This window comes from Metabacillus niabensis, assembly GCF_902829255.1.
GTDB lineage: Bacteria > Bacillota > Bacilli > Bacillales > Bacillaceae > Metabacillus > Metabacillus niabensis.
This window is the reverse complement of record NZ_CADEPK010000321.1, coordinates 1-23,894: the sequence shown is the minus strand read 5'-3', so window position 1 is coordinate 23,894 and position 23,894 is coordinate 1. Positions and strand designations below refer to the sequence as shown.

Genomic DNA, 23,894 nt, shown 5'->3' with positions numbered 1-23,894 from the left:
ATAGTAGATGTTCCGTCATTGGTAAAAATATAAAAAGTGGTATTGCTATTTTTGAATACATATTGTAATATGATAAAAAATGTAAATATGACTTTTAAAAAGCAATGATAAGGACATGAGTTACTTTTACGGTTTCCAGAGAGGGAAGGAAAGCTGAAATCTTCCTAACGCAGGAAAGTATCTTACCACCTTTTGAGCTGTATTGGGGAACACTAAGTATCCAATACCGTATAATGCGACGTTACAGCACCAAAGCCATAGGTGATTTTTATTTATGGAAAATTGGGTGGAACCACGGGTATAACGCACTCGTCCCTTGTTATAGGGATGAGTGCGTTTTTTAATTTAATAAAGAACATGTGAAGAAGAGGACATGAATTATTTTTACGGTTATCAGAGAGGGAAGGAAAGCTGTGAACTTCCTAGCTTAGGAAAATAATTTACCACCTTGAAGCAGTATTGGGGAATTAGAGTATCTAATACCGTTAACGCGACGTTATAGCGCCAAAGCCATAAGTTTTTTTTCTTATGGGAAATTGGGTGGAACCACGGGTATAACGCACTCGTCCCTTGTTATAGGGATGAGTGCGTTTTTTTATTATTTTAATATTAATAATTGCCATGAAAAGGACATGAATTATTTTTACGGTTAACAGAGAGGGAAGGAAAGCTGCGAACTTCCTAGCTTAGGAAAATAATTTACCACCTTGAAGCAGTATTGGGGAATTAAAGTATCCAATACCGTCAACGCGACGTTATAGCGCCAAAGCCATAAGTTTTTTTTCTTATGGGAAATTGGGTGGAACCACGGGTATAAACACACTCGTCCCTTATTTAGGGATGAGTGTGTTTTTTTATATTAAAACTAATGAAGGAGTGTTAAAACATGAGTAAAGAAATGGTGAAAATTGAGTTTCCAGATGGTGTCGTTAAGGAGTTTCCGAAAGACTTGACAATGAGAGACATTGCGGCGTCAATTAGTTCAAGCTTACAGAAACAGGCAGTTGGAGGAAAAGTAAATGGCAGGTTAGTTGATTTAAGCTACAAGTTAAAAGAGGATTGTCAGCTTTCAATTATTGCTCAAGATTCACAGGAAGGGATAGAGATCATTAGGCATTCAGCAGCACATATTTTAGCACAGGCGATGAAAAGACTTTATCCTAACGTAAGCTTAGCGATTGGTCCTGTTATTGACGATGGATTTTTCTATGACTTCAAGCTGCCACATAGCTTGTCATCAGATAATTTACTTGAGATTGAAAAAGAAATGGAAAACATTATAAATGAAAATCTAAATATAGAGCGTATTGAGGTTTCGTATGAAGAGGCAAAAGCATTATTTAAAGAAAAAAACGAGAACTTCAAGCTGGAATTATTAAAGGACATTCCGGAAGGTGAAAAAATTTCTCTTTATCAGCAAGGAGAATTTATTGACCTATGCCGAGGTCCACATGTACCAGCAACTGGCTATGTGAAAGCATTTAAATTAACTCGCGTGTCTGGAGCCTATTGGCGCGGGGATAGCGATAATGAGGTTCTTCAACGAGTTTATGGTGTAGCGTTTAACAGGAAGAAGGAATTAGCAGAATACCTTCATTTCCTAGAGGAAGCAGCAAAGCGTGATCATCGTAAGCTAGGGAAGCAATTGCAATTATTTATGTTCTCAGATCAAGCACCAGGAATGCCATTTTATTTAGCAAAAGGGCAAATTGTTCGTAATGAACTTGAAAAGTACTCTCGGGAGCTTTTACAAAAGGCCAATTATGAAGAGGTTCGTACACCGTTTATGATGAATCAACAAATGTGGGAGCAATCAGGTCATTGGGATCATTACCATGAGAATATGTATTTTTCTGAAGTCGATCAGACAAGATTTGCTATGAAACCAATGAATTGCCCAGGACATATGCTTATCTTTAAAAATAATTTATACTCATACCGCGATCTTCCGATACGAATGGCTGAATTCGGTCAGGTGCATCGTCATGAATACAGTGGCGCATTAAATGGTCTGTTTCGAGTACGGACATTTTGTCAGGATGATGCCCATATTTTCGTTAGAGAGGACCAAATTGAAAGTGAAATTAAGCAAGTGTTTCATTTAATTGATGAGGTATATCGTACATTCGGTTTTGATTATTCCATCGAGCTTTCGACTCGACCAGAGAAATCATTAGGCGATGAAAAGCTTTGGGAATTATCAGAAGGAGCTTTAAAAAATGTGCTAAATGAATTAGGTGTTCAATACCAAGTAAATGAAGGAGACGGGGCATTTTATGGACCAAAAATTGATTTTCACATAAAGGATGCATTAAAAAGAAGTCATCAATGTGGAACAATTCAACTAGATTTTCAAATGCCAGAAAAATTTGATTTATCCTATATTAATCAAGACAATGAAAGGGTTCGCCCTGTTGTTATCCACCGGGCAATCTTTGGTTCAATAGACCGTTTCTTTGGAATTTTAATCGAGCATTTTGCAGGGGCATTTCCAGTATGGCTAGCACCAGTACAAGTTCAAATCATCCCTGTCTCATACGTTCACTTAGATGATTGTCTGAAGCTTCAGGCTGAATTAAAGCAATCCGGAATAAGAGTAAGCATCACCAGCAGCGATGAAAAGCTCGGCTACAAAATACGAGAAGCACAAATGCAAAAAATACCATATATGATTGTACTTGGTGACAAAGAGGTCGAACAAAAATCAGTAAATATACGAAAATATGGGGAACACCAATCTGAAAATATGGCAATTGAAGACTTCAAAATGAAAATAATTGATGACATTAACCAACGTCAAATTAACTAAAAATTGGGGACTGTCCCCAATAACTTTGTTACGATAGATAACAAATGAATAGTCAGACAAGTAGGAGTGTGTAAAATGATTCATGATTTAATTGGAGAGTCTGAAATGGAGCCGATTGTTGGGATGCTTTTCTCAATGGTTAAAGAAAATTATTATCGTTTAAAATCAATCGTTGGTGAAATGTCTCAAGAAGAAATAGATTATAAAGGTCCTAATCAAGGCTACAACAGCATCGCCCAATTGTTAAAGCATTTAGCATATGTTGACCTAAATTGGGTTTATCGAATAAAGGGTCAGCCTATTCCACCTGATCTAGAAGATAAGTATGGACCAATGATAAATGAAAAAGGTGAATTGCCACAAGTAGCTAATTGTTCACTCGAAACATTAATCAATCAGTATGAAGAAGTAATCGAGATGTTAAAAACAGAATGCTACCGTTTAACTGACAAGGAATTAAACCAATTGGTTGAATACGAGAATGGCAAGGAAGCAACAATTCGGTGGGGGATTTGGCATATTGCCGATCATAGCAGATACCACCAGGCACATATTAATCAATTGCATAAATGGTTTTTTCAAGAGGAGAGATAATATTAAAGGCTTTGCTTCAAAATGGGGCAAGGCCTTTTTTAATATTCACTATATTATAAGATAATAAACGTAACATATGGATTATTATGGTAAGGTTAATTGGTAGATTCGTATAATAATGAAAGATCATGGCGGAAATTTATTTAAACAAAAAATAGGCAAACATATATTTTGAGGTGTAATAATGCAAATAAACCGTTATATGGATAAAATATTTCCAGATTTAGAACTTAAACCACCGTTATTTTATAGTTGGAAAATTGGAATTCGCTTTAAATTAGGTGTGAATTATAACCCTAATCATATTTATGAAAATTGCCCCTACTTGTTTGGGGTTTATGAAAGAGCGATTACTTTATTTAATGCGCTGCATTCAACAGATGATGATATGGTAATTGTTATCGATGTAGAAGCTTTTGCTGAAAATGAAACAGTTAAACGTAAATTAAACGTTTTATCTAAATTTGTAAAAGAGAAAAGCGTTTTATATCGGCTAACACAACATACACTCCCTTATTTTAATCATGAGGAAGATGATGATGGAGCGTATCCAATACGTAGGTTTTTGTTGAATTGCAAGCCTTCTGAAATTAGATATATTCCGATGATAAAAGCAATTTGCAATCAGGATATGGGGATCAAACCATCGCTCTACCATAGAGTGTATTTTATAAATAAAAGCAAAAATACGATATTTCATATTTATGATGATAGAGGCTGTGATTTATTAGCTGCCTCCACCGAAACAATTAGGGGGATATACAATCAATACAATGAGTGGATATTAGACTACGACAGAAATCAAATTGATAAAGTATTTAATGGAAACGACCATTTTAAATAATGGACTGGGAATAAAGATTATTTATATTCAAAGCCTTTCTTCTTATGAAGTAAGGCTCTTTGTGTTGGCTGAGCTTAAATCCAGGAGAAAAAGTATGAATGTATTGACACTTACTAAATAAAGATGTATCATTATCTCGTATTCGAGATAATTGAAACCGAGATAAAATTATGCTTCGTTTAATACAAACTGCAAAGATGAAATATCTTGCGTAAAACTATTTTTAAGTAATAAGGAAGTGTAACAATGACTGATTTTATCCAATTAGTACAAGATAGACGTTCAGCTAATAATTTTCTTCCCGATCAGCCAATTAAACGTGAGGAGCTAAATGAAATATTTGAGCTGGTAAAGCTTGCACCATCTGCATTTAATCTTCAACATACGAATTATATCGCTGTAACTGATAAAGAGATTAAGGGGAAATTAAAGGATGCAGCAAATGGTCAATATAAGGTTTACAGCTCCTCAGCAGTTATTATCGTGTTAGGTGATAAGCAAGCGTATCATCAAGCACCTGATATTTATGAAGGGTTAAAGATGTTAGGGATATTGAATGAGCAGGAATATCGGCATATGGTCGATGATACGACTTCTTTTTATGAATCAAGAGGAGAGGGTTTCCATCGTGATGAAGCGATTCGAAATGGATCCTTATCCGCTATGCTGTTTATGCTGGCCGCAAAGGAAAAAGGGTTGGATACATGTCCGATGATAGGCTTTGACTCCGAAGCGGTAAAACACATTTTACATATAGATGAACAACATGAAGTAGTCATGATGATTGCATTAGGTAAAGAAAAGGTTGTTAGTAGAAGACCTCGTGGCTATCGTAAGCCAGTTAATGAATTTGTTACGTTTGTGTAGGAATAATAAACAAAGGCATATAAGAGTAAAAAATGAAGGAGTAAACTTATATGAAAAAAACATCGGGTATACACCATATCACAGCAATTGTTGGTCATCCTCAAGAAAATGTAGACTTTTACGCAGGGATATTAGGCCTCCGATTAGTCAAGCAAACTGTAAACTTTGATGACCCTGGTACATATCATTTATACTTCGGAAATGAAGCAGGGAAGCCAGGGACAATTATTACCTTTTTTCCTTGGGCTGGTGCACGCCAAGGTGTTATTGGAGATGGGCAGGTTGGGGTAACCTCCTACGTTGTTCCTGTAGGGGCAATGACATTTTGGGAAGCTAGATTAGAAAAATTTAAGATTCCATTTAGTAAAATTGAGCGTTTTGGAGAGATATATTTAGAATTTGATGATCCACATGGACTTCATTTAGAAATAGTGGAAAGGGAAGCGGGAGAAAAAAGCGACTGGACATTTGGTGAAGTGAGTGCAGATGTTGCGATCAAAGGCTTTGGTGGTGCAACACTATTATCAAAACAACCAGAAAAAACTGCTGAATTGTTAGAAACGGTTATGGGGCTTGAGAAGGTTGGAATTGAAGGTGACTTTGTCAGATACCGTTCAACTGCAAATATCGGAAATATAATCGATGTAAAATTAACGACAATTGGCAGTGGGCAAATGGGAGTCGGAACCGTTCATCATATTGCGTGGCGGGCAAATGATGATGATGACCAGCTCGATTGGAAAATGTATGTTGAACGAAATGGATATCATGTAACCCCAGTTCAGGATCGGAACTATTTTAATGCGATATATTTTCGAGAGCATGGTGAAATCTTATTTGAAATTGCTACAGACCCACCAGGATTTGCCCATGATGAATCAGAAGAAACCATGGGAGAAAAATTGATGCTTCCGCCACAATATGAGCCACACCGTGAAGAGCTAAAACAAATGCTCCTCCCATTTGAAGTGAGAGAATTAGATTAATTGCTAGAAAGGAGTTAAGCACATGCTTTCGATTGATCCGATGCAAAATACAGAAAGAGAAAATTACAAGCTTTTAATAGGTAGCATCATTCCTAGGCCAATTGCCTTTGTTACATCGATGTCAAAGGAAGGGATATTAAATGGCGCTCCTTTCAGCTACTTTTCAATTGTCTCAGCAAATCCGCCGATGATTTCATTATCGATTCAGAGAAAAGAAGGGAATCAAAAGGATACGGCAAGAAATATACTTGCTACAAAAGAATTTGTTGTTCATATTGTCGATGACACAAATGTTGAAAAAGTAAATAAAACAGCAGCAATTCTACCACCGGAACAAAGTGAAATCGAGCTAGCAAACTTGACGCCAATTACTAGTAAGAAACTATCAATCCCAGGGGTTAAAGAAGCAAAAGTACGAATGGAATGTATTTTGGAGAATTCCCTGCAATTAGGAGGAAACGAAACACCTAGCTGTGATTTAATTATAGGCAGGATTGTTCAATATCATATCGAAGAAGATATTTATGAACAAGGGCGAATTGATCCAATTGGCTTAAGTGCTATAAGCCGTTTAGCGGGAAATGATTACGCGAAAATTGGCGAGATCTTTACAATTGAAAGACCAAAGTGAAATAAAATCGACAAATGGAATTTTTGCTGCATCAAAGAGGCTATCTAAAAAGGCTAAACCCTTGGAGATAGCCTCTTATTTCATTAGTAGCATTTTCCTTTTAGAATCAAGAATTAAGAAATGTACGATATTTCTTGATATTTGGCTCTGTCAATATCCCTTCTTTATAAAAATGACTAATATAGGCATGAAGCATCATTTCACTTTCTTCGGTAATCGTCATTTTCCATAATACTTGATTGATGATGTCTGCAAGTTCTTCGGCATTTGCATAAAGTGTATTCCATGCACGTACTTGCAATTCTAACTCATCACTAAAGATAGCTGCTTCGATTTTATCGGTGGGTACTTGTTCATTCAAATGCCCATATGGATCTTCATAAACGTCCGTGTAGATAAAATGAACAGGATTGTATTCGTCTAACTGATACACAAAGCTACTTTTCCCATTTGTAACTACGAATTCATTCTCTCTAAATTCAAGCTTCCCGTTTTCTAAATGTATATTTTCAGAAAATGACCTAATTTCACAAGTTAAATGAGGTGTTATCAACCAGTAGTGATGCTTTCGATTTAACTGTGCAACATATTCAGCAAACGATATTTCATCTAATGCTCCTTCATCACTCAATCTTGTATATGTTACCGGTCGATAATAATACTTAGCATCAAGATTCTTCATTTTGATCGTCCACTCCGCATCAGGACAATCAAATAATACTCGGAATGCAAATCCATCCTCTGTTTTCTTTAACTCATTGTATATAAGCCATTGCCCAACCTGAAGCGTTTCATCACTGACTTCGTCTAGAACATTCTGAAAAATGAAGTGAATTAGTGACTTCGATGAAAATCCACCATCCGTATTAATGTATAAATGAAGGGTATGATTCGTACGTTCAATTCTCTCGATCGTAGAATCATGCAAACTTTCTTCAAAAATATTTTGAACCTCAGCAGGTAAATACGTAACTGCTTCCTGTGTTTGTACATTTGCAGCATCTAATATTTCTTCAAATTCCTTTTCCTTTGTTTGTATCCATTGTAAATAATCTTCACGTACCGTTTTTGGCAATGTTGGTTGATTTAATGTGCCGTTTTCTACGTACTGAATAAAACGACTTGGTAAGACGTCTAACAATTCCTCTTTTACATCTTCAAGTTCTTCTTTTAATTGCCCAATAAGATCCTCGCATTCTTCCTTTGCCTCTCTTAGGGCAGTTTCCCAATCCTGGTCAGTTTCATGAATAGGCAAAAGATTGTATTTTGTGTACGATTCTATAATTTCCTTTGATAAATTCCACATATTCTTGTTACTCCTATACATCATATTTCTCTTTAAAGCGAGGACTAAGTTCGCTCCAGACATCGAATTTATTACCGTCTATATCGTTAAAAACAAAATTTCTACCAGCATGTCCTCTGTTTTCAATTGCTCCAACTCGGACCTCATTTGTGATAAAGTCTCTATGTATTTCTTCTAAAGCAGCTAATCCGTTCACCTCAAATGTTAATGAAAACCATTCCTCACCATACATATCTATGAAATTAGAACATTGATTATTTTGTGATTTTACTAGAAAAAAGCTTTGATTTGCGAGGTTTAAAATCGCCTTGTCATCATCCTTATAGTTTAACCTTGCACCTAGTTTATTTACATACCATGCGGATGATAGCTCAACATTCGTTACAGGAATATAGGAAGTTCCTACTCTCATTAACCTTTCTTTCATTGTTAAACCCCCTTCCAAATTATATGCATTATATTATTCCTTGATTATCTAGCTTTTTCCTTCTTTTCATAAAACATCAAAATAATAGAGGGAAAACTGAAACTATGAAGTACATTAAAATTCAAAAAAGTGACATATTTTCATCATTGTCAAATCAAAATTCTTTAACTAGGAGCGTTATAATAGGTATATTCTCTTAAACTAGGTGAGAATCTTAACCCTTTGCACCATTTATATATATGACTTTAAACAACATAGGAGGGATTAAGGTGCTTGAATATATCTTAACAGGAGTTTTGTTGGTGCTTTCGATATTGCTTTTAATCTATGCAATAAAAAAGGAGAAATAGATTTATCTTTTTGCTAGAAACCGAATTTAGGTTTCTTTTTTTATGAATCGACGTAGAATCAACAAAATTAGAGAATTGTGTAAAGATAGAGGATTTAATGTTTACCTGTTGAATAGATGAGTAGTTCATTTAATATAAGTCTGAAGGAGAAAATGGGGAAATATATAATTGAAGAAATAGACCTTGGTGGAACGAGTGATTAAAACAACTTGAATCTCCTCAAAAAAGCTAAATAGTAGTTAACAGACATACAAAATTAATCCATTACCAATTAAGGAATAAAAAAGAAAGGGGATAGCACGCTTTGAGAAAAACGGAAATTCTTCCATGGACAAGTGAATGGGAAGTCTTATATGAAAAGGAAGCAGCCATTCTTCTTCCTTTACTTGAGAAGAATGTGCTTAATATTTATCATATTGGAAGTACAGCCATCCCTTCAGTTGGTTATGCCAAACCTATTATTGACCTACTAGTAGTAGTTTCACAGATTGAGAAAATTGATAGCTACAATGAGAAAATGGGCTCACTCGGGTATAAGCCTAGAGGTGAAAATGGCATACCTGGGAGAAGATATATTTCAAAAGGGCTAAGTAATAGAACACATCATGTTCATATGTATCAAATCGGCCATGAAAATATTAGGAAGCATTTACTGTTTAAGGAATACCTGCTTCAGCATCCTAAAGATGCAAAGGCATATGGTGCTTTAAAATGTGATTTAGCACAAAAGTATCACCATGACACACATCAATACCAGAAGGGAAAAGAAGAATTTGTAAATGAACTCGTTGCTAAGGCACTTAAGTGGAAGGGAAATAAAGACAGAGGGTAGGGAGAAATGAAATGGCTTACCATATAAGAGTACGTGCAGGTGCATTGATTATCGAAAACAATTCTATTCTATTAATCGAATTTCTCGATGAGAATGGCTTACATTATAATTTGCCAGCTGGTGGAGTTGAACCTAATGAAACAGTGAAAGAAGCTGTATGTAGAGAAGCAAAGGAGGAAGCATCAATTGATGTTGAAGTAGGAGAATTAGCGTTTGCCTATGAATATGCACCACAGATGAATGCATATAAATATGGTGAAACCCACCAGGTAGGCTTAATGTTTGAATGTGAATTAAAAGCTGGTTCTACACCGAAAATGCCTGAAACCCCCGATCAAAATCAAACAGATGTTAAATGGATTCCACTAGATGAATTGGAACATATCATTCTCTACCCAAATATAAAAGAGCATATTGTCCATTTCGTACATAATAAAAAAACAATTACGTTTATCGATGAGAATTTATAATAGGAATACTGTGTTAAAAGAAATAATCTGTATGGAGGGATAATTGTGTTCATAAAAGGACTTAATCATTTCTTATTTTCAGTTTCAGATTTAGAAAAATCAATAGAGTTTTACAAAACAGTCTTCAACGCAAAGTTATTAGTAAAAGGAAGAAGTACAGCATATTTTGATCTGAATGGTATTTGGCTTGCATTAAATGAAGAAAAGGATATTCCTCGAAAAGAAATGAATGAATCCTATACACATATAGCATTTTCCATAGATGAAGCAGATTTTGAGGAAGTTGCTAAGAGATTAAAAGACTTGCATGTAAACATTTTATCAGGACGTTCAAGAGATGAAAGAGATAAAAAGTCAATTTACTTTACGGATCCTGATGGTCATAAATTTGAATTTCATACAGGCACATTACAAGATAGATTAGCTTATTATAAGCAGGAAATGCCACATATGGAGTTTTTTGATTAATCTTACTTGGAAGGGCAAGTACAATATGAAAATTGACTATATTATTTATAACGGGATACCAGATTCGATAAGGTTAACGAAGTTGTTACGATTACATAAAGTTATCTTTGGTCAATCAGATGATTTACAAATGAAAATGGAAGCTAAGCCAAAGATATTAGTCATTGTTGCACAAATTGATGAAGAAATTATCGGATAAAAAATTGGCTATGAGCTAAAAGCTGATACTTTTTATAGCTGGTTAGGTGGAGTAGCTCCTAAGTACCAAAAACATGGAATTGGCACAAAATTAATGGAAATGCAGCATCAATGGATTAAAGAAAATGGCTACTCCTATGTTCAAACGAAGACAATGAATAAATGGAGAAGCATGTTAATATTGAATATTAAAAATGGCTTTGATGTAATTGATACATATATTGATAAAAAGGGACTACAGAAAATAGTGTTGGAAAAAGATTAATAAATGAATAACTTATTTTATTCCAAATTTCATTTACGCTCTATATAAGAAATTTAGCAAAAAAAGTTATTTAAAAATAAAAAATGGATTAATAGGTAATGAGTAAGGGAAAATTAATAAGCATTTTCATTCATCTAAAAATTCTTTATAGAGCTATGAAGGAGCTAAGCTATGGAGCAAGTAATCATTAAAGACTACGACCCGAATTGGGCGATTCAATTTGAACAGGAAAAACAAAACATCCAAAGTATCCTCGCAAATGCCATCGTTGATATTGAGCATATAGGAAGTACTTCAATTATTGGCTTAACAGCTAAACCGGTCTTAGATATTGCAGTTGCTGTAAATCATCTTGATAATACTGCTTATATGATCGAGCCTCTAAAGAAATTACAATATGAATTTGTCGAGCATAACAATTTCCCTCATAGACGTTTTTTTCGTAAAGGACAATGGAGGGCAGGGACCCATCATTTACATGTTTACCAGCTGAATAGTGAATCATGGCATGAGCAGCTATTGTTTCGCGATTATTTGAGAAAGCATTCAAATGTCCGTAAGGAATATGAAAGGATTAAGAGAGCTTTAGCTAATAAATATCGCTTTAATCGAGTCGCATATACAGAGGCGAAAGCACCATTTATTCAACATGTGTTAGAAAGGGCAAAAGAAGAACAATAATATCGATTTGCCGAGGCTACTCGCAGAAAATTTCATGGGAAATATATATGCTTAACCTGAAAAATGTAACATGACATTTTAAAGAAAAATCATGTATTGTAAGTGACCTGAATAGAATAATGGAAAGAGAACTGAAAAATAATGTGTAGCATAATCTAACAGATTCATTGTATAGGAAAGCGGAGTCTTATACTATAAACTTAATAAATATGAAGCGGATGATGATTATGGGAGAGAGCATAATAAATGCCGCCGAAGGAGCAAGCTCATAAAAACAGCCTTATGAGCAAATCTCTCAGGTAAAAGAACCATAATTGGACGTAGCTCTGGAGAGAGCATGATGAGGTTGACATGCCACCAAAGGGGACCTGTTGTTCAAACAGGGCAAACTTTCAGGTAAAAGGACAGAGAAGGTAGCGATTACTACCTTTTTCTGTCCTTTTTTGTATGGCTAGATAATAGTAGGAGGTGGATGGAAGATGAAAGAGCGAGCATTGAAACGAACACCACTTTATGATTTTTATAAACAATATGGTGAAAAAACAAAGGTTATAGATTTTGGTGGCTGGGCATTACCAGTACAGTTTTCTAGTATATTAGCTGAACATGAAGCAGTTCGAAATGAAGCAGGCTTATTTGATGTTTCACATATGGGGGAAATTCTTATCGAAGGAAAGGATGCTGAAAGCTTTTTGAATCGTTTGGTCACAAATGATGTAACAAAGCTTCAAATTAATCAAGCTCAATATACCGCAATGTGCGATCACGACGGTGGAACGATTGATGACTTATTAGTATATAGGTTAGCAAATCAAAAATATATGCTCGTTGTTAACGCAGCTAATCTCGAAAAGGACTATACATGGCTTAAGGAGCATGCAAGCGGTGATGTTACCCTGCAAAATATTTCTGATGAGGTTGCGTTGCTTGCGATACAAGGACCTAAAGCAATAGGGATTTTACAAAAGGTAACTGAGTTGGAATTAATAAAGCTTGCTCCGTTTCGCTTCGCACAATCTGTCACCATCGCAGGTATTTCAGATGTTCTCATTTCCCGTACCGGCTATACAGGTGAGGATGGCTTTGAACTTTACTTAGGTGCGAACAAGGCGAAAGCTCTTTGGGAGAAGCTTCTAGCAGTTGGTAAGGAGGATGGGTTGAAGCCATGTGGACTTGGAGCACGTGATACGCTTCGCTTTGAGGCATGTCTTCCGTTATATGGAAGGGAGCTGTCAAATGAAATTACTCCTCTTGAAGCAGGAATTGGCTTTGCAGTTAAACTGAATAAAAATTGCCCATTCATTGGTAAAGAACAACTTTTTGTTAATAAGGGAAAACGAAAATTGGTCGGGATAGAAGTGACTGAAAGAGCAATTCCTCGTCATGGATATAAAGTGTATTCAGAAGATGGGGAAATTGGATTTATCACATCAGGGACATTTTCACCAACGCTAAAGAAAAATCTTGGTTTAGCCCTTATACCATTTGATTATGCAGAAGTGGGGACAAAGCTTAAAGTACAAATTCGCAACAAATTCATCGATGCAATTGTTGTGAAAACCCCTTTTTATAAAAAGAGAAACGTTTGAAGGAGAGAGAATATATGGGAAATACGTACCGATATCTTCCTGATACGAAGCAGGATCAAGAAGAAATGCTTGCGTTTTTAAATGTTCAAACGATTGATGATTTATTTGCTGATATCCCACCTGAAATCCGTTTAAATGAACCGTTGGCAATTCCGAATGCTATCCCTGAACCACAGCTTGCTAAGAAAATGTATCAGCTTGCAGCTAATAACAAACATGCAAATCATTATCCGATTTTTCTTGGTGCAGGAACGTATGATCATTATATTCCAAGTGTTGTGAACCATCTGATTTCCCGCTCCGAATTTTATACAGCATATACTCCATACCAGCCAGAAATTAGCCAGGGGGAGCTACAGGCGATATTTGAATTTCAAACAATGGTTTGTGAATTAACAGGAATGGATGTTGCGAATTCCTCTATGTATGATGGATTTACCTCTCTAGCTGAAGCTGCATCACTTGCCGCTGCTACAACAAAGCGGAAGAAGGTTCTTGTTTCAAAGGCAGTACATCCAGAATCTCTTTCAATAGTAAAAACAGTTGCAGCAGGACAAGAGTATCTTGTTGAGGAAGTAAAGCTAAACAACGATGTAACGGATATAGAGGATTTAACGAATCTAGCCGATTCGAATACAGCTGCGATTATGATTCAATATCCGAACTTTTTTGGTTCAATTGAGGATTTAACAAAAGTGAAGAAAATCGCAGAGGAGAATGGAGCGCTTTTCATCGTTAGTGCAAATCCTTTAGCATTGGCAGTTTTACAAGCACCAGGGAAGCTTGGAGCAGATATTGTTGTTGGAGATATGCAGCCGTTAGGGATTTCGATGTCCTTTGGTGGCCCACATTGTGGCTATTTTGCTGTAACGAAAAAGTTAATGCGGAAAATCCCAGGAAGAATTGTCGGGCAAACCGTCGATGATAAGGGAAAACGAGGATTTGTCCTAACGCTACAGGCACGGGAACAGCATATACGTCGTGACAAAGCCTCATCAAATATTTGTTCAAATCAAGCATTAAACGCTCTTGCTTCTGCTATTTGTATGAGTGCACTTGGAAAGTACGGGATTCGCCAAATGGCACAGTTAAACTTCGAAAAGGCAGATTACATGGCAAAACAGCTCATTGAAAAAGGGTTTCATATAAAGAATCAAGCACCATTCTTTAATGAATTTGTTGTAGAGCTTTCATTGTCAATTCGGGAGATTAACTCAAAACTTCTTAAGAAAGGTTTCATTGGTGGATATAATTTAGGAAGTAATCAAATGTTAATCGCAGTAACTGAGCAAAGAACGAAGGAAGAAATCGATCAATTTATCAATGCATTGGAGGCAATTGCACATGGTTGATTACAACAGTCTTATTTTCGAAATAAGTCGCCAAGGGCGTGTTGGTGCAAGTCTGCCAGAAGGAGATGTTCCTAAGGTAGCTTTAGAAGAAAAGCTGCCAAAGCATTTGATACGTGACATACCTGCTGAGCTTCCTCAAGTTTCAGAGCTTCAGCTTGTTCGCCATTATACTGCTCTTTCGCGAAAAAACCACGGGATTGATACAGGCTTTTATCCACTTGGGTCATGTACGATGAAATACAATCCGAAAATAAATGAGGATATCGCAAGACTTGAGGGCTTCTCGCGAATTCATCCATACCAATCTGAAGAAACTGTTCAAGGTGCTCTACAGCTTATGTATGAATTACAGGAGGATTTAGCTGTTATAACAGGAATGGATGCTGTAACATTACAGCCTTCTGCAGGTGCACAAGGGGAATGGACTGGGTTAATGATGGTAAAGGCCTATTTTGCAGAGAAGGGAGAAAAAAGAACGAAGGTCCTTGTTCCGGATTCGGCACATGGAACAAACCCCGCAAGTGCTACAGTTGCAGGCTTTCAAACGATCACAATTCCATCGAATGAAAATGGATTAGTCGATTTAACTGAATTAAAAAAGCATGTTGATAGGGAAACGGCAGCATTAATGTTAACAAATCCTAATACGTTAGGCTTATTTGAAAAAGAAATTCGCGAAATTGCTGCAATTGTCCATGATGTCGGCGGACTGCTTTATTACGATGGCGCAAATGCGAATGCAATTTTAGGAAAAACAACACCAGGGATTATGGGCTTTGACATCGTTCATTTAAATCTTCATAAAACCTTTACAACACCTCATGGCGGTGGTGGTCCAGGAGCAGGACCTGTTGGAGTGAAAACGAAGCTGATCCCGTTTTTACCAGTGCCACGAATCGAAAAAGCAGGGGATAAGCTGACATTGAATGATAATCATCCGTTATCAATTGGAAGAGTGAAGGGCTATTATGGAAATTTCGGTATTCTTGTACGTGCTTACACTTATATTCGGACAATGGGACATGAAGGACTTCGTCACGTTTCTGAAAGTGCTGTCTTACATGCTAATTATCTTCAGAAAAAGCTTGTACCATATTTTGATTCGCCATATTCCGAGATATGTAAGCATGAATTTGTTTTATCAGGAAGTAAGCAGAAGAAGCTTGGCGTAAGGACGTTAGATATGGCGAAACGACTGCTTGATTTTGGATACCACCCACCAACGATCTATTTTCCTCTAAATGTAGAGGAATGTTTGATGATTGAGCCGACAGAAACAGAATCGAAGGAAACGTTAGATGCTTTTGCCGAAGCAATGATTCAAATTGCGAAAGAAGTAGAAGAAAATCCGGACATTGTTTTAAATGCCCCTAATACTACCTCGATCGGTCGCTTAGATGAGGTTCAAGCTGCCAGGAAGCCGATTGTCCGTTATAAAAAGGGCATTGAACAACCTTTATCAGTGAAAGTAGGTGGTATAGATTGTTCATAACATTTAGTAAAGAAGCGGTGGAACGATTAAAATCTGTTGAACTAGAAAAGGGGAAATTCCCACGTATTGATGCAACGATGGGTGGAGGCTGTGGATTATCAGTGAAATTTTCCCTCATTTTTGATGAGGCGAGAAGAAATGACTTATTGTTTGAGGTAGCAGGCATTAAAATTCGTATCGATCATTTCACAAAGCGGTATTTACAAGACGATATTTATATTGATTATACAGATGAACATCGTTTTGTTATTGCGGATAGCTATGATTCAGGGGCATGCTCACTAGAAATTTAATAATGGTTGCTTTGCTTCTTTTTTAGAGGCAAGGCTTTTTATTTTGAAAAGGTATATTTTGGTTATTGGAGAATATTACAATATAGATTTGTAGAACAGGAGGATAAAGTGAAATATTTCTTAATTGTTTTTGCTACCTTTATATTAGCTGTTACGTTATTTTCGTTATTTAATCAAGCGTATGATAAGTATTTAATTCCGTTAAACCAAATAGCATCTACACTTTTATTAGTAATTTTAGGAATACGATTATTAAAAAATAAGGAAAGAACGATTGGAATTATCGTGCTGGCCACTTCTGCTTTTTGCGCAGCTACCTATATAGCGAAAATTATTTTTTAAGAGTGTGAACATTGGAGGTGATATCATGATTGTCCGTGAAACAATAAGCTCTTTTCATATGACAGCCCAGCATGATCATGCATTGATGTCAGAGGAAATTGCAAGATACTTTTCTGAAGATTTATTTTTAAGTAACGATTATCGGGATGAGGCCTATATTGCTATAAGAGAGCATGATCGAGCATGGATTTGTCTAGATCAAACACCGATATGGAATGATCAGAAGCATGTCCCGTATTCGTTTATGGATTACCCTTTATCACCTAAGCTTGTGATGTATACAAAAGGAATTGATGAGGTGGAGAGGATCGATCAATATGCTAGTTTACTATGTAGTATTCACTTTTCCTCCTTTGTTGATATTCGTGATTCTCGTCAACAGGAATGTATACAGTTTATCGAGCATGAGAGAAATAGACAGGAGAGATTAAACAAGCAATTAAATTATCCAAATAAGGAAGCGGTTAATCGTCACTTTCAATTATTACAGTTAGCGGATGCTTTATCTCTTTACATATGTCTAAATGAACCCGGTGCCACCAAATCTGATGAATACCCATGGTTTGTCGATGGATTTAACCCAAGCATTAATGGTGAAAAATTTGTTGCCGAATGGAAAAATCAATCTGAAATAAAGATAAAACCCTATCCTTTTACTAATGAATTTTTTATTACTTATCAAACAAAGTATGTTTCAAAATCATTAAGGGAAAAGAAAGGAATTGATTTTGCTTATCACCATACTAATTTTACGAATTGTATGATAAAGTTTGTCAGATGAATGAAATGCTAGACCTAAAGGTTAGGTGTATGAGTTTACTTTAGGTCTAATCCATTCATTTTTCGCTTATATAATTTAAGAAATGCATCAACAACGTTTGGGTCAAATTGTGTACCACGATGTTTACGTATTTCAAAAACTGCATAGTCTAAATCAAGCTTATCCCTATACACTCGCTTTGATGTCATCGCATCAAATGTATCAGCAAGGGCAACGATTCTTGCAACTAAAGGAATGTCCTCACCCTTTAACCCTTTTGGATATCCTTTCCCGTCATACCTTTCATGATGATATAACACAATATTTAATATGCCATTTTTATCAAAATTCGAAATATGCTTAATAATGTTATAGCCAATTACCGGGTGTTCTTTAATTAAAGTATATTCTTCGTCAGTTAATTTCCCCTGCTTTATTAAAATATGCTCAGGAACTCCAATTTTTCCTATAACGTGTAGCAGCCCACCCTCGAGTATGACGTCATATAGATGTCTCGGTAGGTTCATTTCCTTTGCGATTTCAAGAGAAAGACGCGCAACATTCTGTGAATGATTGGCGGTTAAGGAGTCCCGTGAATCAAGCGCATTAGCCAGCGCAGTTACCAATTCAATGTTTCCGCTTTTTATCCGCTGATAATTTCTCATTAACCCTGTTGAAATAAAGGTGATTAAAAAATATGTAATTAAATGAATGATGTAAGTTATAGGACCTGAGAATGGTTCTGCGATGAGGAAAAAACGAGCCGTAACAACAATTGCCGTCCCTAATAATAAAACCCAAATTGGTTTTTCGTAATAGCCAATCCCTAAAAAAATAACGGATAATATAAAAAAGATATAAAGTTCACTATCAAATGACATGATTGGCAATATCAAAATATTTAATACGATGCTCATAAAAAGTAACAAATAAAAACCATACTTAAAGAATACTTGCTTATTAAGAAGATCATTAAAAAAATGCTTCATTTTTTCTCCTCGATTAATTAACAGTCATAAATTCCTCTCTTTTATCGTTTCACTCGCTTTCTCTTTTTATTACAGAACTTATAGAATGATGATGAGGATTGTTCGTATTTCTTCGTAATTTTGTTTATGTATTCTGGTTCCTAGTATCTGAAGGATATTGATTGTTCAAAAGAGGCTAGTCAATAGAGACTTATTGTCTTATTTTGTTTCTAACTGCAGCAGAAAATGGGGTTATTAATGGTATAAAACGCATGAATACTAAATGTCCATGCGTTACATCTTTCGTTTATTGTGAAATTTTCTTCATATACATATACACATCTTTAGGCTGTATTTTAAGTTGGGTGGCGATTTCTGATATTCTCTTCCCTTGTTTTTTCAGTTCCGCTATATTCGATTCTAAAGCTATCTCGTATTCTTCTGCTAGCATGAATAACGGACTCAACAAAGATTTCCATATATCAAAGTCAGTAAATCTATTATGTTCAACTATCACATTTATCAAGGCTATCAATTCTTTCATTATTATCGTTTGATTTCCTTCTCGTACTTGCTTTTCAGTAAGGAAACAATTTATTTCTTTCATAATTGCTAGGAAATTCTCTAGTGAATCTGCAAGGAAATTCCCGCCATTCCAGCTGCCAATTCCGTGGATTAATGTAGATACAGGGTAGCCCTTCTCATTTAATTCGATAATAAGAGGATCCCCGCACATTGTTTCATACCCAATAACAATCCAATTTGTATCCCATGAGTCCACTTCATCTGTTATGAGTGAATGTCCATCTGGAGTAATCAGATAGCCAATTTGGGCTTCTTCTAATTGCTCAAAAGAGAACAGCTCCAAATTCACATATTCTTTTATTTTTTCAGTTACTATGTTAATGAATTCTAGATTTCTTTTAATTTCAGCTTTTTGCTGGTTAGAAGCAAATTTTATATTTTGCATGATAATTACAGTCCTATTCATTAAAGAGTTAAAAGAAGATAAAAAGGAAAAATGCAGGTAAGTTAGCGCAGCTTGCTACTTAAAAGACAAGTTGGCATGATTAAAGATGATTGCAATACGAAAAAGAGTTTTTTCTATAACTCTTCTTCTTGCTGGAGCCGATAAATTTCTCTCGCGATCGATTCCAATATATAAACAACAGGTACCTGTGTCGTGATATTTGTCTCTTCTAAATATTCTTCTGTTACATAATAAGGAATGTTAAGGTCAGAGATTTTTGCAATTGTAGATAATTTATTATTTGTAATGCTTATTATTTTACTGCCTTCCTGTTTCAGCTGATGAAGATGTGTTACAGTAAATGGGTTTTCTCCTGAAACAGATAATGCGATTGTTACACTATTAAACATGAGCTTTGAGTGTATAGGGAAGTGTGGGTCCTTAATGTACATTGAAAATTTCCCTAAGCTTGAGAAATATCTCGCCCCGTATTCAGCTAATATTCCTGAACTACCAATACCGATAAAAATGACATTATCGGCTTTTGTAACAATGCTTGCAGCTTTTTTCATCTTCGCTTCGATATCCCCATTTAATGTCCGTTCGAAAAACTCTAGGAATGAATGTGAGGAGCTTTTTATCATTGGCTTATTATTTTCTTGTACATGCATTTTAAGCTTAACTTTAAATTCGGTAAATCCTTCGCAATTTACTTTGCGACAGAAACGTAAAATCGTCGCAGTTGAGACATGTGTTTCATCTGCTAGCTCGCGAATTCTCATATATGCGACCTTTTCACTGTTTTGGATAATGTAGTTATATAAAGAGGTTTCTAGCTCATTGAATGAAGCAATGATTTCATTGGAAAACATAGGTTAAACTCTCCTTACGCAATTGCTGTAAATCACCTTGCATATTTAGTTTATCACAATGATACACTGTGTTACACAAATGAAACAAATAACTACCCTTGTTATAAAAAACTAGTTAGTTCGCGTATGTTTACGATTATTCCAACTATCAGTATGATTTTAATATGAAGATGTTTTAAATTTATCCAACAAACAAATGCTACTTATTATGATAGTAAAATATCGGGAGGTTATTAGATGAAATCATATCATTTCCCTGAAGGCTTTTTATGGGGTGGAGCAACTGCTGCGAATCAAATGGAAGGTGGATTTGGTGAAGGGAACAAAGGATTAAATATTGCCGATGTTCTTCCAGGTGGTAAAGAAAGACTAAGTATTCTTCAAACACCAGGCTTTAACTTTGAAATTGATAAGGAAAAGTATTATTACCCAAATCATGAAGGAATTGATTTCTATCACCGTTACAAGGAAGATATTGCGCTTTTTGCTGAAATGGGCTTTAAAGTATTCCGTATGTCGATCGCATGGACAAGAATTTTCCCAAATGGGGATGAATTAGAGGCGAATGAAGAGGGCCTAGCATTTTATGATCGCGTATTTGATGAGCTGCATAAACATGGAATCGAACCAGTAGTGACGATTTCTCACTATGAAATGCCGGTAAATCTTGTGAAGGAATACGGTGGTTGGAGAAGCCGTGAAGTTGTCACCTTCTTTGAAAGATATGTAAATGCAATTTTTAACCGTTATAAAGACAAAGTGAAATATTGGATGACATTCAATGAAATTAATAGTGGCTTAGTAATGCCAATTATGGGACTTGGCTTCTCGATTCAAAAGGAAGAGGATCGCTATACTCCAACATTCCAGGCATTCCATCACCAATTTGTAGCAAGCGCAATTGCTGTTAAGGCTTGTCATCAAATTATTCCTGATGCGAAAATTGGCTGTATGATTTTATACGCACCTGTTTATTCATATGATTCTAATCCGAAAAATGTGATGTATGCTCTTCAGGAGGAACGATTCTTTAACTATTTCTGTGGAGATGTACAAGTTAGAGGGGAATATCCTGCGTTTATAAATCGTTATTTTAAAGAGCATAATATTGAGCTAGATATTCGCGAGGGTGACCTTGAGTTGATTAAAGAAGGTACTGTCGATTATATCGGTTTTAGTTATTACATGTCCCGTACAGAAAAGAAAGAAAAGTCAGATTTAGAAAATTCACAAGGAAACCTTATTGGCGGTGTGAAAAATCCGTTCTTAAAGGCAAGTGATTGGGGCTGGGAAATTGACCCAGAAGGTTTACGTATTAGTCTAAACCAATTATACGATCGTTACCAAGTGCCACTTTTCGTCGTTGAAAACGGCTTAGGTGCTTATGATAAGGTTGAAGAAGATGGTTCAATCAATGATGACTACCGTATCGATTATCTTCGTGAGCATATTAAAGCAATGGGTGAAGCAATTGAAGATGGTGTTGATTTAATGGGGTATACGAGCTGGGGCTGTATTGACTTAGTAAGTGCATCTTCAGGTGAGTTCTCAAAACGCTATGGCTTTATTTATGTGGACAAGCATGATGATGGCAGTGGTACGTTAGAGCGTAAAAAGAAAAAATCATTCTTCTGGTATAAGGATGTTATTGCAACAAACGGAGAAAAGCTATAAAGTATTAACAAAAAAGGGCTACTTTCGTAGCTCTTTTTTTCATGATGAAACCTTTTCCATTTTTATCCGTATAAAGGGTAAGAATAGTGAGAAAGGGTTGATAACATGGAAGCGATTATAGTTATTGTCATCATTTTTTTAGTAGGAATTTTTAATAGTAAAAATGGAATAAATGCAAGGAAAAATAGTCGTTCCCACGATAGTTTTTACACTCATTCTCATGGAAATAATTTCGATACATATTCAAATACAAATGATTGTAGCTCCTTTGATACTGGTAGCGGTGGGGGAGACTGTGGTGGTGGAGATTAAGAAGGATACTAAATTCAATATAGCATTTTTCAACATCTTTAATTGATAAACATAAATTAAAACGCAGCTTGATTATTATTGAATACAATCAAGCTGCGTTTATTATCAGGAACGATCTATTTTTTTCATCGCATCTGCAACGAATTCTACTTCAGTACCTACGACTATTTGTAGGTTCTTTTTATTTAATTTTATTACTCCTTTTGCTCCATGTGCTTTTAGAGCCGAGTCATTCACTTTTTCCATATCATTAATATCTAAACGAAGGCGTGTCGTACAATTTTCAATCGATGAAATATTCTCTCTTCCACCAATATCTTGAATAAATTGATAGGCCATTTTTTCATATTTATTATTTCCTACATTGTCAGCTGCAGTTTCGCCTTCAATGCTTTGCTCCTCATCCTCATCTTCACGACCAGGAGTTTTAAGGTTAAACACTTTTATTAGAAAATAGAAAATAACAAAATAGATAACTGCATAAATTAGGCCAACTACTAATAACAATAATGGCTTTTCAGCAATATTAAAGTTTAGCAAATAGTCAATTGCTCCTGCTGAAAAGGTAAATCCATCTCTAATTCCTAGTATTGAGGTAACCCACATTGATACACCAGTTAAAATGGCATGTACTCCATATAATAGAGGTGCAATAAACATAAATGAAAATTCTATTGGCTCAGTAATTCCAGTAAGAAAAGAAGTTAAGGCAAGGCCAATAAACATTCCTGAGGTTGCTTTTCGTTTCTCAGGTTTAGCAGTTGCAATAATTGCAAAAGCAGCTGCCGGAAGCCCGAACATCATGATTGGGAAAAATCCAGTCATGTACCCGCCTGCTGTTGGGTCACCTGCAAAGAAACGGGCAATATCTCCTGCTTGACCTTCAAACTCTCCAAATTGAAACCAGAACAGGCTATTTAAAACATGATGAAGTCCTAAAGGAATCAACAATCTGTTTAAAAATCCGAATAATCCTGATCCAATTGCACCTAATCCGATAATCCAATTACCAAGTCCGTTAATTGCATCTTGAATCGGTGGCCACGCAAAACCAGCAATTCCAGCTAAAATAACCATAGCTAAAGAGGTTATAATTGGTACAAAGCGTCTGCCGCTGAAAAATCCTAGCCACTCAGGCAGTTTAACATCTCGGAATCGGTTATATAATAATCCTGCGATAATACCAGCAATAATACCTCCAAGAACCCCCATATTGATGTCTTTATCAAGAGCTTTTGTTCCTTCAGTCAGTACTAAGTATCCGATTGCACCGGATAAGGCAGCAGCTCCATTATTATCTTTTGCAAATCCCATTGCAACTCCAATAGCAAAAATTAAAGCTAAGTTAGCAAAAATAGCGTTCCCAGCATTTGCGATAAAGGGAATATCTAATAAATCCGGTTGTCCAAAACGAAGTAATAGACCTGCTGCAGGCAACACTGCAATTGGAAGCATTAAAGCTTTACCAATTCGTTGTAGAAAGCCTAACATAATAATCCTCTCCTTTTGTAAAATAAGAAAGCGCTTTTCTGAATGTAACTA

At 35.8% G+C, this 23,894-nt stretch carries 26 protein-coding genes, 2 riboswitches and 3 other annotated features; of the genes, 20 read left to right on the top strand and 6 right to left on the bottom strand.

Going from position 1 to position 23,894, the window contains the following annotated elements:
• The first annotated feature begins 95 nt into the window (after positions 1–95).
• Positions 96–320 (top strand) — a binding site (T-box leader).
• 33 nt (positions 321–353) lie between these two features.
• Positions 354–574: a binding site (T-box leader), on the top strand.
• 38 nt (positions 575–612) lie between these two features.
• Positions 613–834: a binding site (T-box leader), on the top strand.
• A gap of 52 nt (positions 835–886) precedes the next feature.
• The 6 genes from thrS (at position 887) to HU235_RS18565 (ending at position 6,731) form a co-directional block, all read left to right on the top strand.
• Entirely contained in the window at positions 887–2,809 is a 1,923-nt protein-coding gene (gene thrS / locus HU235_RS18590) for a threonine--tRNA ligase (RefSeq protein ID WP_174881177.1), read from the top strand.
• Positions 2,810–2,884: 75 nt separating this feature from the next.
• On the top strand, positions 2,885–3,403 hold the full coding sequence (locus HU235_RS18585) for a DinB family protein (protein WP_174881176.1): 519 nt from the start codon (positions 2,885–2,887) through the stop codon (positions 3,401–3,403).
• Between the two features lie 202 nt (positions 3,404–3,605).
• Positions 3,606–4,247, top strand: coding sequence for a DUF3885 domain-containing protein (locus HU235_RS18580; RefSeq protein WP_174881178.1), 642 nt, complete (start codon positions 3,606–3,608; stop codon positions 4,245–4,247).
• A 246-nt stretch (positions 4,248–4,493) separates the two neighbouring features.
• Positions 4,494–5,114 carry a nitroreductase family protein gene (locus HU235_RS18575; RefSeq protein WP_174881175.1) on the top strand — a complete coding sequence of 207 codons (621 nt, stop codon included), beginning with the start codon at positions 4,494–4,496 and terminating at the stop codon, positions 5,112–5,114.
• Between the two features lie 50 nt (positions 5,115–5,164).
• Complete coding sequence (locus HU235_RS18570) at positions 5,165–6,100, top strand: ring-cleaving dioxygenase (RefSeq protein ID WP_095300721.1); 936 nt, start codon at positions 5,165–5,167, stop codon at positions 6,098–6,100.
• Between the two features lie 22 nt (positions 6,101–6,122).
• Positions 6,123–6,731, top strand: coding sequence for a flavin reductase family protein (locus HU235_RS18565; protein ID WP_174881174.1), 609 nt, complete (start codon positions 6,123–6,125; stop codon positions 6,729–6,731).
• A 106-nt stretch (positions 6,732–6,837) separates the two neighbouring features.
• On the opposite strand, the gene HU235_RS18560 is transcribed toward HU235_RS18565, so the two are convergent.
• Positions 6,838–8,037, bottom strand: coding sequence for a DUF4085 family protein (locus HU235_RS18560; RefSeq protein ID WP_174881173.1), 1,200 nt, complete (start codon positions 8,035–8,037; stop codon positions 6,838–6,840).
• Positions 8,038–8,050: 13 nt separating this feature from the next.
• Positions 8,051–8,464, bottom strand: a complete 414-nt coding sequence (locus HU235_RS18555) for a VOC family protein (RefSeq protein ID WP_095300724.1) — start codon at positions 8,462–8,464, stop codon at positions 8,051–8,053.
• A 654-nt stretch (positions 8,465–9,118) separates the two neighbouring features.
• On the opposite strand from HU235_RS18555, the gene HU235_RS18550 reads away from it, so the two are divergent.
• The 12 genes from HU235_RS18550 to HU235_RS18500 all read left to right on the top strand — a co-directional run bounded on the left by HU235_RS18550 (position 9,119) and on the right by HU235_RS18500 (position 17,577).
• Positions 9,119–9,646, top strand: coding sequence for a GrpB family protein (locus tag HU235_RS18550; protein WP_174881172.1), 528 nt, complete (start codon positions 9,119–9,121; stop codon positions 9,644–9,646).
• Between the two features lie 11 nt (positions 9,647–9,657).
• Positions 9,658–10,116, top strand: coding sequence for an NUDIX domain-containing protein (locus tag HU235_RS18545; RefSeq protein WP_095300726.1), 459 nt, complete (start codon positions 9,658–9,660; stop codon positions 10,114–10,116).
• Between the two features lie 45 nt (positions 10,117–10,161).
• Positions 10,162–10,584, top strand: a complete 423-nt coding sequence (gene fosM / locus HU235_RS18540; protein ID WP_095300727.1) for a FosM family fosfomycin resistance protein — start codon at positions 10,162–10,164, stop codon at positions 10,582–10,584.
• 25 nt (positions 10,585–10,609) lie between these two features.
• On the top strand, positions 10,610–10,783 hold the full coding sequence (locus HU235_RS25435; protein ID WP_307190679.1) for a hypothetical protein: 174 nt from the start codon (positions 10,610–10,612) through the stop codon (positions 10,781–10,783).
• Positions 10,784–10,786: 3 nt separating this feature from the next.
• Positions 10,787–11,047, top strand: coding sequence for a GNAT family N-acetyltransferase (locus tag HU235_RS25430; RefSeq protein WP_325100945.1), 261 nt, complete (start codon positions 10,787–10,789; stop codon positions 11,045–11,047).
• Between the two features lie 171 nt (positions 11,048–11,218).
• On the top strand, positions 11,219–11,728 hold the full coding sequence (locus HU235_RS18530; RefSeq protein WP_174881171.1) for a GrpB family protein: 510 nt from the start codon (positions 11,219–11,221) through the stop codon (positions 11,726–11,728).
• 218 nt (positions 11,729–11,946) lie between these two features.
• Positions 11,947–12,049, top strand: a riboswitch (glycine riboswitch).
• Positions 12,050–12,052: 3 nt separating this feature from the next.
• A riboswitch (glycine riboswitch) is annotated at positions 12,053–12,138 on the top strand.
• A gap of 69 nt (positions 12,139–12,207) precedes the next feature.
• A complete protein-coding gene (gcvT, locus tag HU235_RS18525) occupies positions 12,208–13,317 on the top strand; it encodes a glycine cleavage system aminomethyltransferase GcvT (RefSeq protein ID WP_174881170.1) in 1,110 nt (369 codons plus the stop codon).
• A gap of 14 nt (positions 13,318–13,331) precedes the next feature.
• Complete coding sequence (gene gcvPA / locus HU235_RS18520; protein ID WP_174881169.1) at positions 13,332–14,669, top strand: aminomethyl-transferring glycine dehydrogenase subunit GcvPA; 1,338 nt, start codon at positions 13,332–13,334, stop codon at positions 14,667–14,669.
• Complete coding sequence (gcvPB, locus tag HU235_RS18515) at positions 14,662–16,161, top strand: aminomethyl-transferring glycine dehydrogenase subunit GcvPB (protein WP_174881168.1); 1,500 nt, start codon at positions 14,662–14,664, stop codon at positions 16,159–16,161. Before gcvPA ends, gcvPB begins: the two co-directional genes overlap by 8 nt.
• On the top strand, positions 16,152–16,454 hold the full coding sequence (locus tag HU235_RS18510) for an iron-sulfur cluster biosynthesis family protein (protein ID WP_095300732.1): 303 nt from the start codon (positions 16,152–16,154) through the stop codon (positions 16,452–16,454). The genes gcvPB and HU235_RS18510 overlap by 10 nt, the downstream gene beginning before the upstream one ends.
• 108 nt (positions 16,455–16,562) lie before the next feature.
• Complete coding sequence (locus tag HU235_RS18505; RefSeq protein WP_095300733.1) at positions 16,563–16,796, top strand: hypothetical protein; 234 nt, start codon at positions 16,563–16,565, stop codon at positions 16,794–16,796.
• A gap of 25 nt (positions 16,797–16,821) precedes the next feature.
• Positions 16,822–17,577: a DUF3891 family protein gene (locus HU235_RS18500; protein WP_174881167.1), complete on the top strand. Its 756-nt coding sequence runs from the start codon at positions 16,822–16,824 to the stop codon at positions 17,575–17,577.
• A gap of 35 nt (positions 17,578–17,612) precedes the next feature.
• Here the strand turns inward: HU235_RS18500 and HU235_RS18495 are convergent, their stop codons facing one another.
• From HU235_RS18495 to HU235_RS18485, 3 genes are all read right to left on the bottom strand, one after another.
• On the bottom strand, positions 17,613–18,545 hold the full coding sequence (locus HU235_RS18495) for an HD-GYP domain-containing protein (protein WP_174881166.1): 933 nt from the start codon (positions 18,543–18,545) through the stop codon (positions 17,613–17,615).
• 286 nt (positions 18,546–18,831) lie between these two features.
• Complete coding sequence (locus tag HU235_RS18490) at positions 18,832–19,494, bottom strand: SMI1/KNR4 family protein (RefSeq protein ID WP_174881165.1); 663 nt, start codon at positions 19,492–19,494, stop codon at positions 18,832–18,834.
• A gap of 134 nt (positions 19,495–19,628) precedes the next feature.
• A complete protein-coding gene (locus tag HU235_RS18485; protein ID WP_174881164.1) occupies positions 19,629–20,366 on the bottom strand; it encodes a MurR/RpiR family transcriptional regulator in 738 nt (245 codons plus the stop codon).
• A gap of 237 nt (positions 20,367–20,603) precedes the next feature.
• Here HU235_RS18485 and HU235_RS18480 point away from each other — a divergent pair, with 237 nt between their 5' ends.
• Positions 20,604–22,040: a glycoside hydrolase family 1 protein gene (locus HU235_RS18480; RefSeq protein WP_174881163.1), complete on the top strand. Its 1,437-nt coding sequence runs from the start codon at positions 20,604–20,606 to the stop codon at positions 22,038–22,040.
• A gap of 105 nt (positions 22,041–22,145) precedes the next feature.
• Positions 22,146–22,352 carry a hypothetical protein gene (locus HU235_RS18475; protein WP_174881162.1) on the top strand — a complete coding sequence of 69 codons (207 nt, stop codon included), beginning with the start codon at positions 22,146–22,148 and terminating at the stop codon, positions 22,350–22,352.
• Between the two features lie 105 nt (positions 22,353–22,457).
• On the opposite strand, the gene nagE is transcribed toward HU235_RS18475, so the two are convergent.
• Positions 22,458–23,843: an N-acetylglucosamine-specific PTS transporter subunit IIBC gene (nagE, locus tag HU235_RS18470; RefSeq protein WP_095300740.1), complete on the bottom strand. Its 1,386-nt coding sequence runs from the start codon at positions 23,841–23,843 to the stop codon at positions 22,458–22,460.
• Positions 23,844–23,894 lie beyond the last annotated feature (51 nt).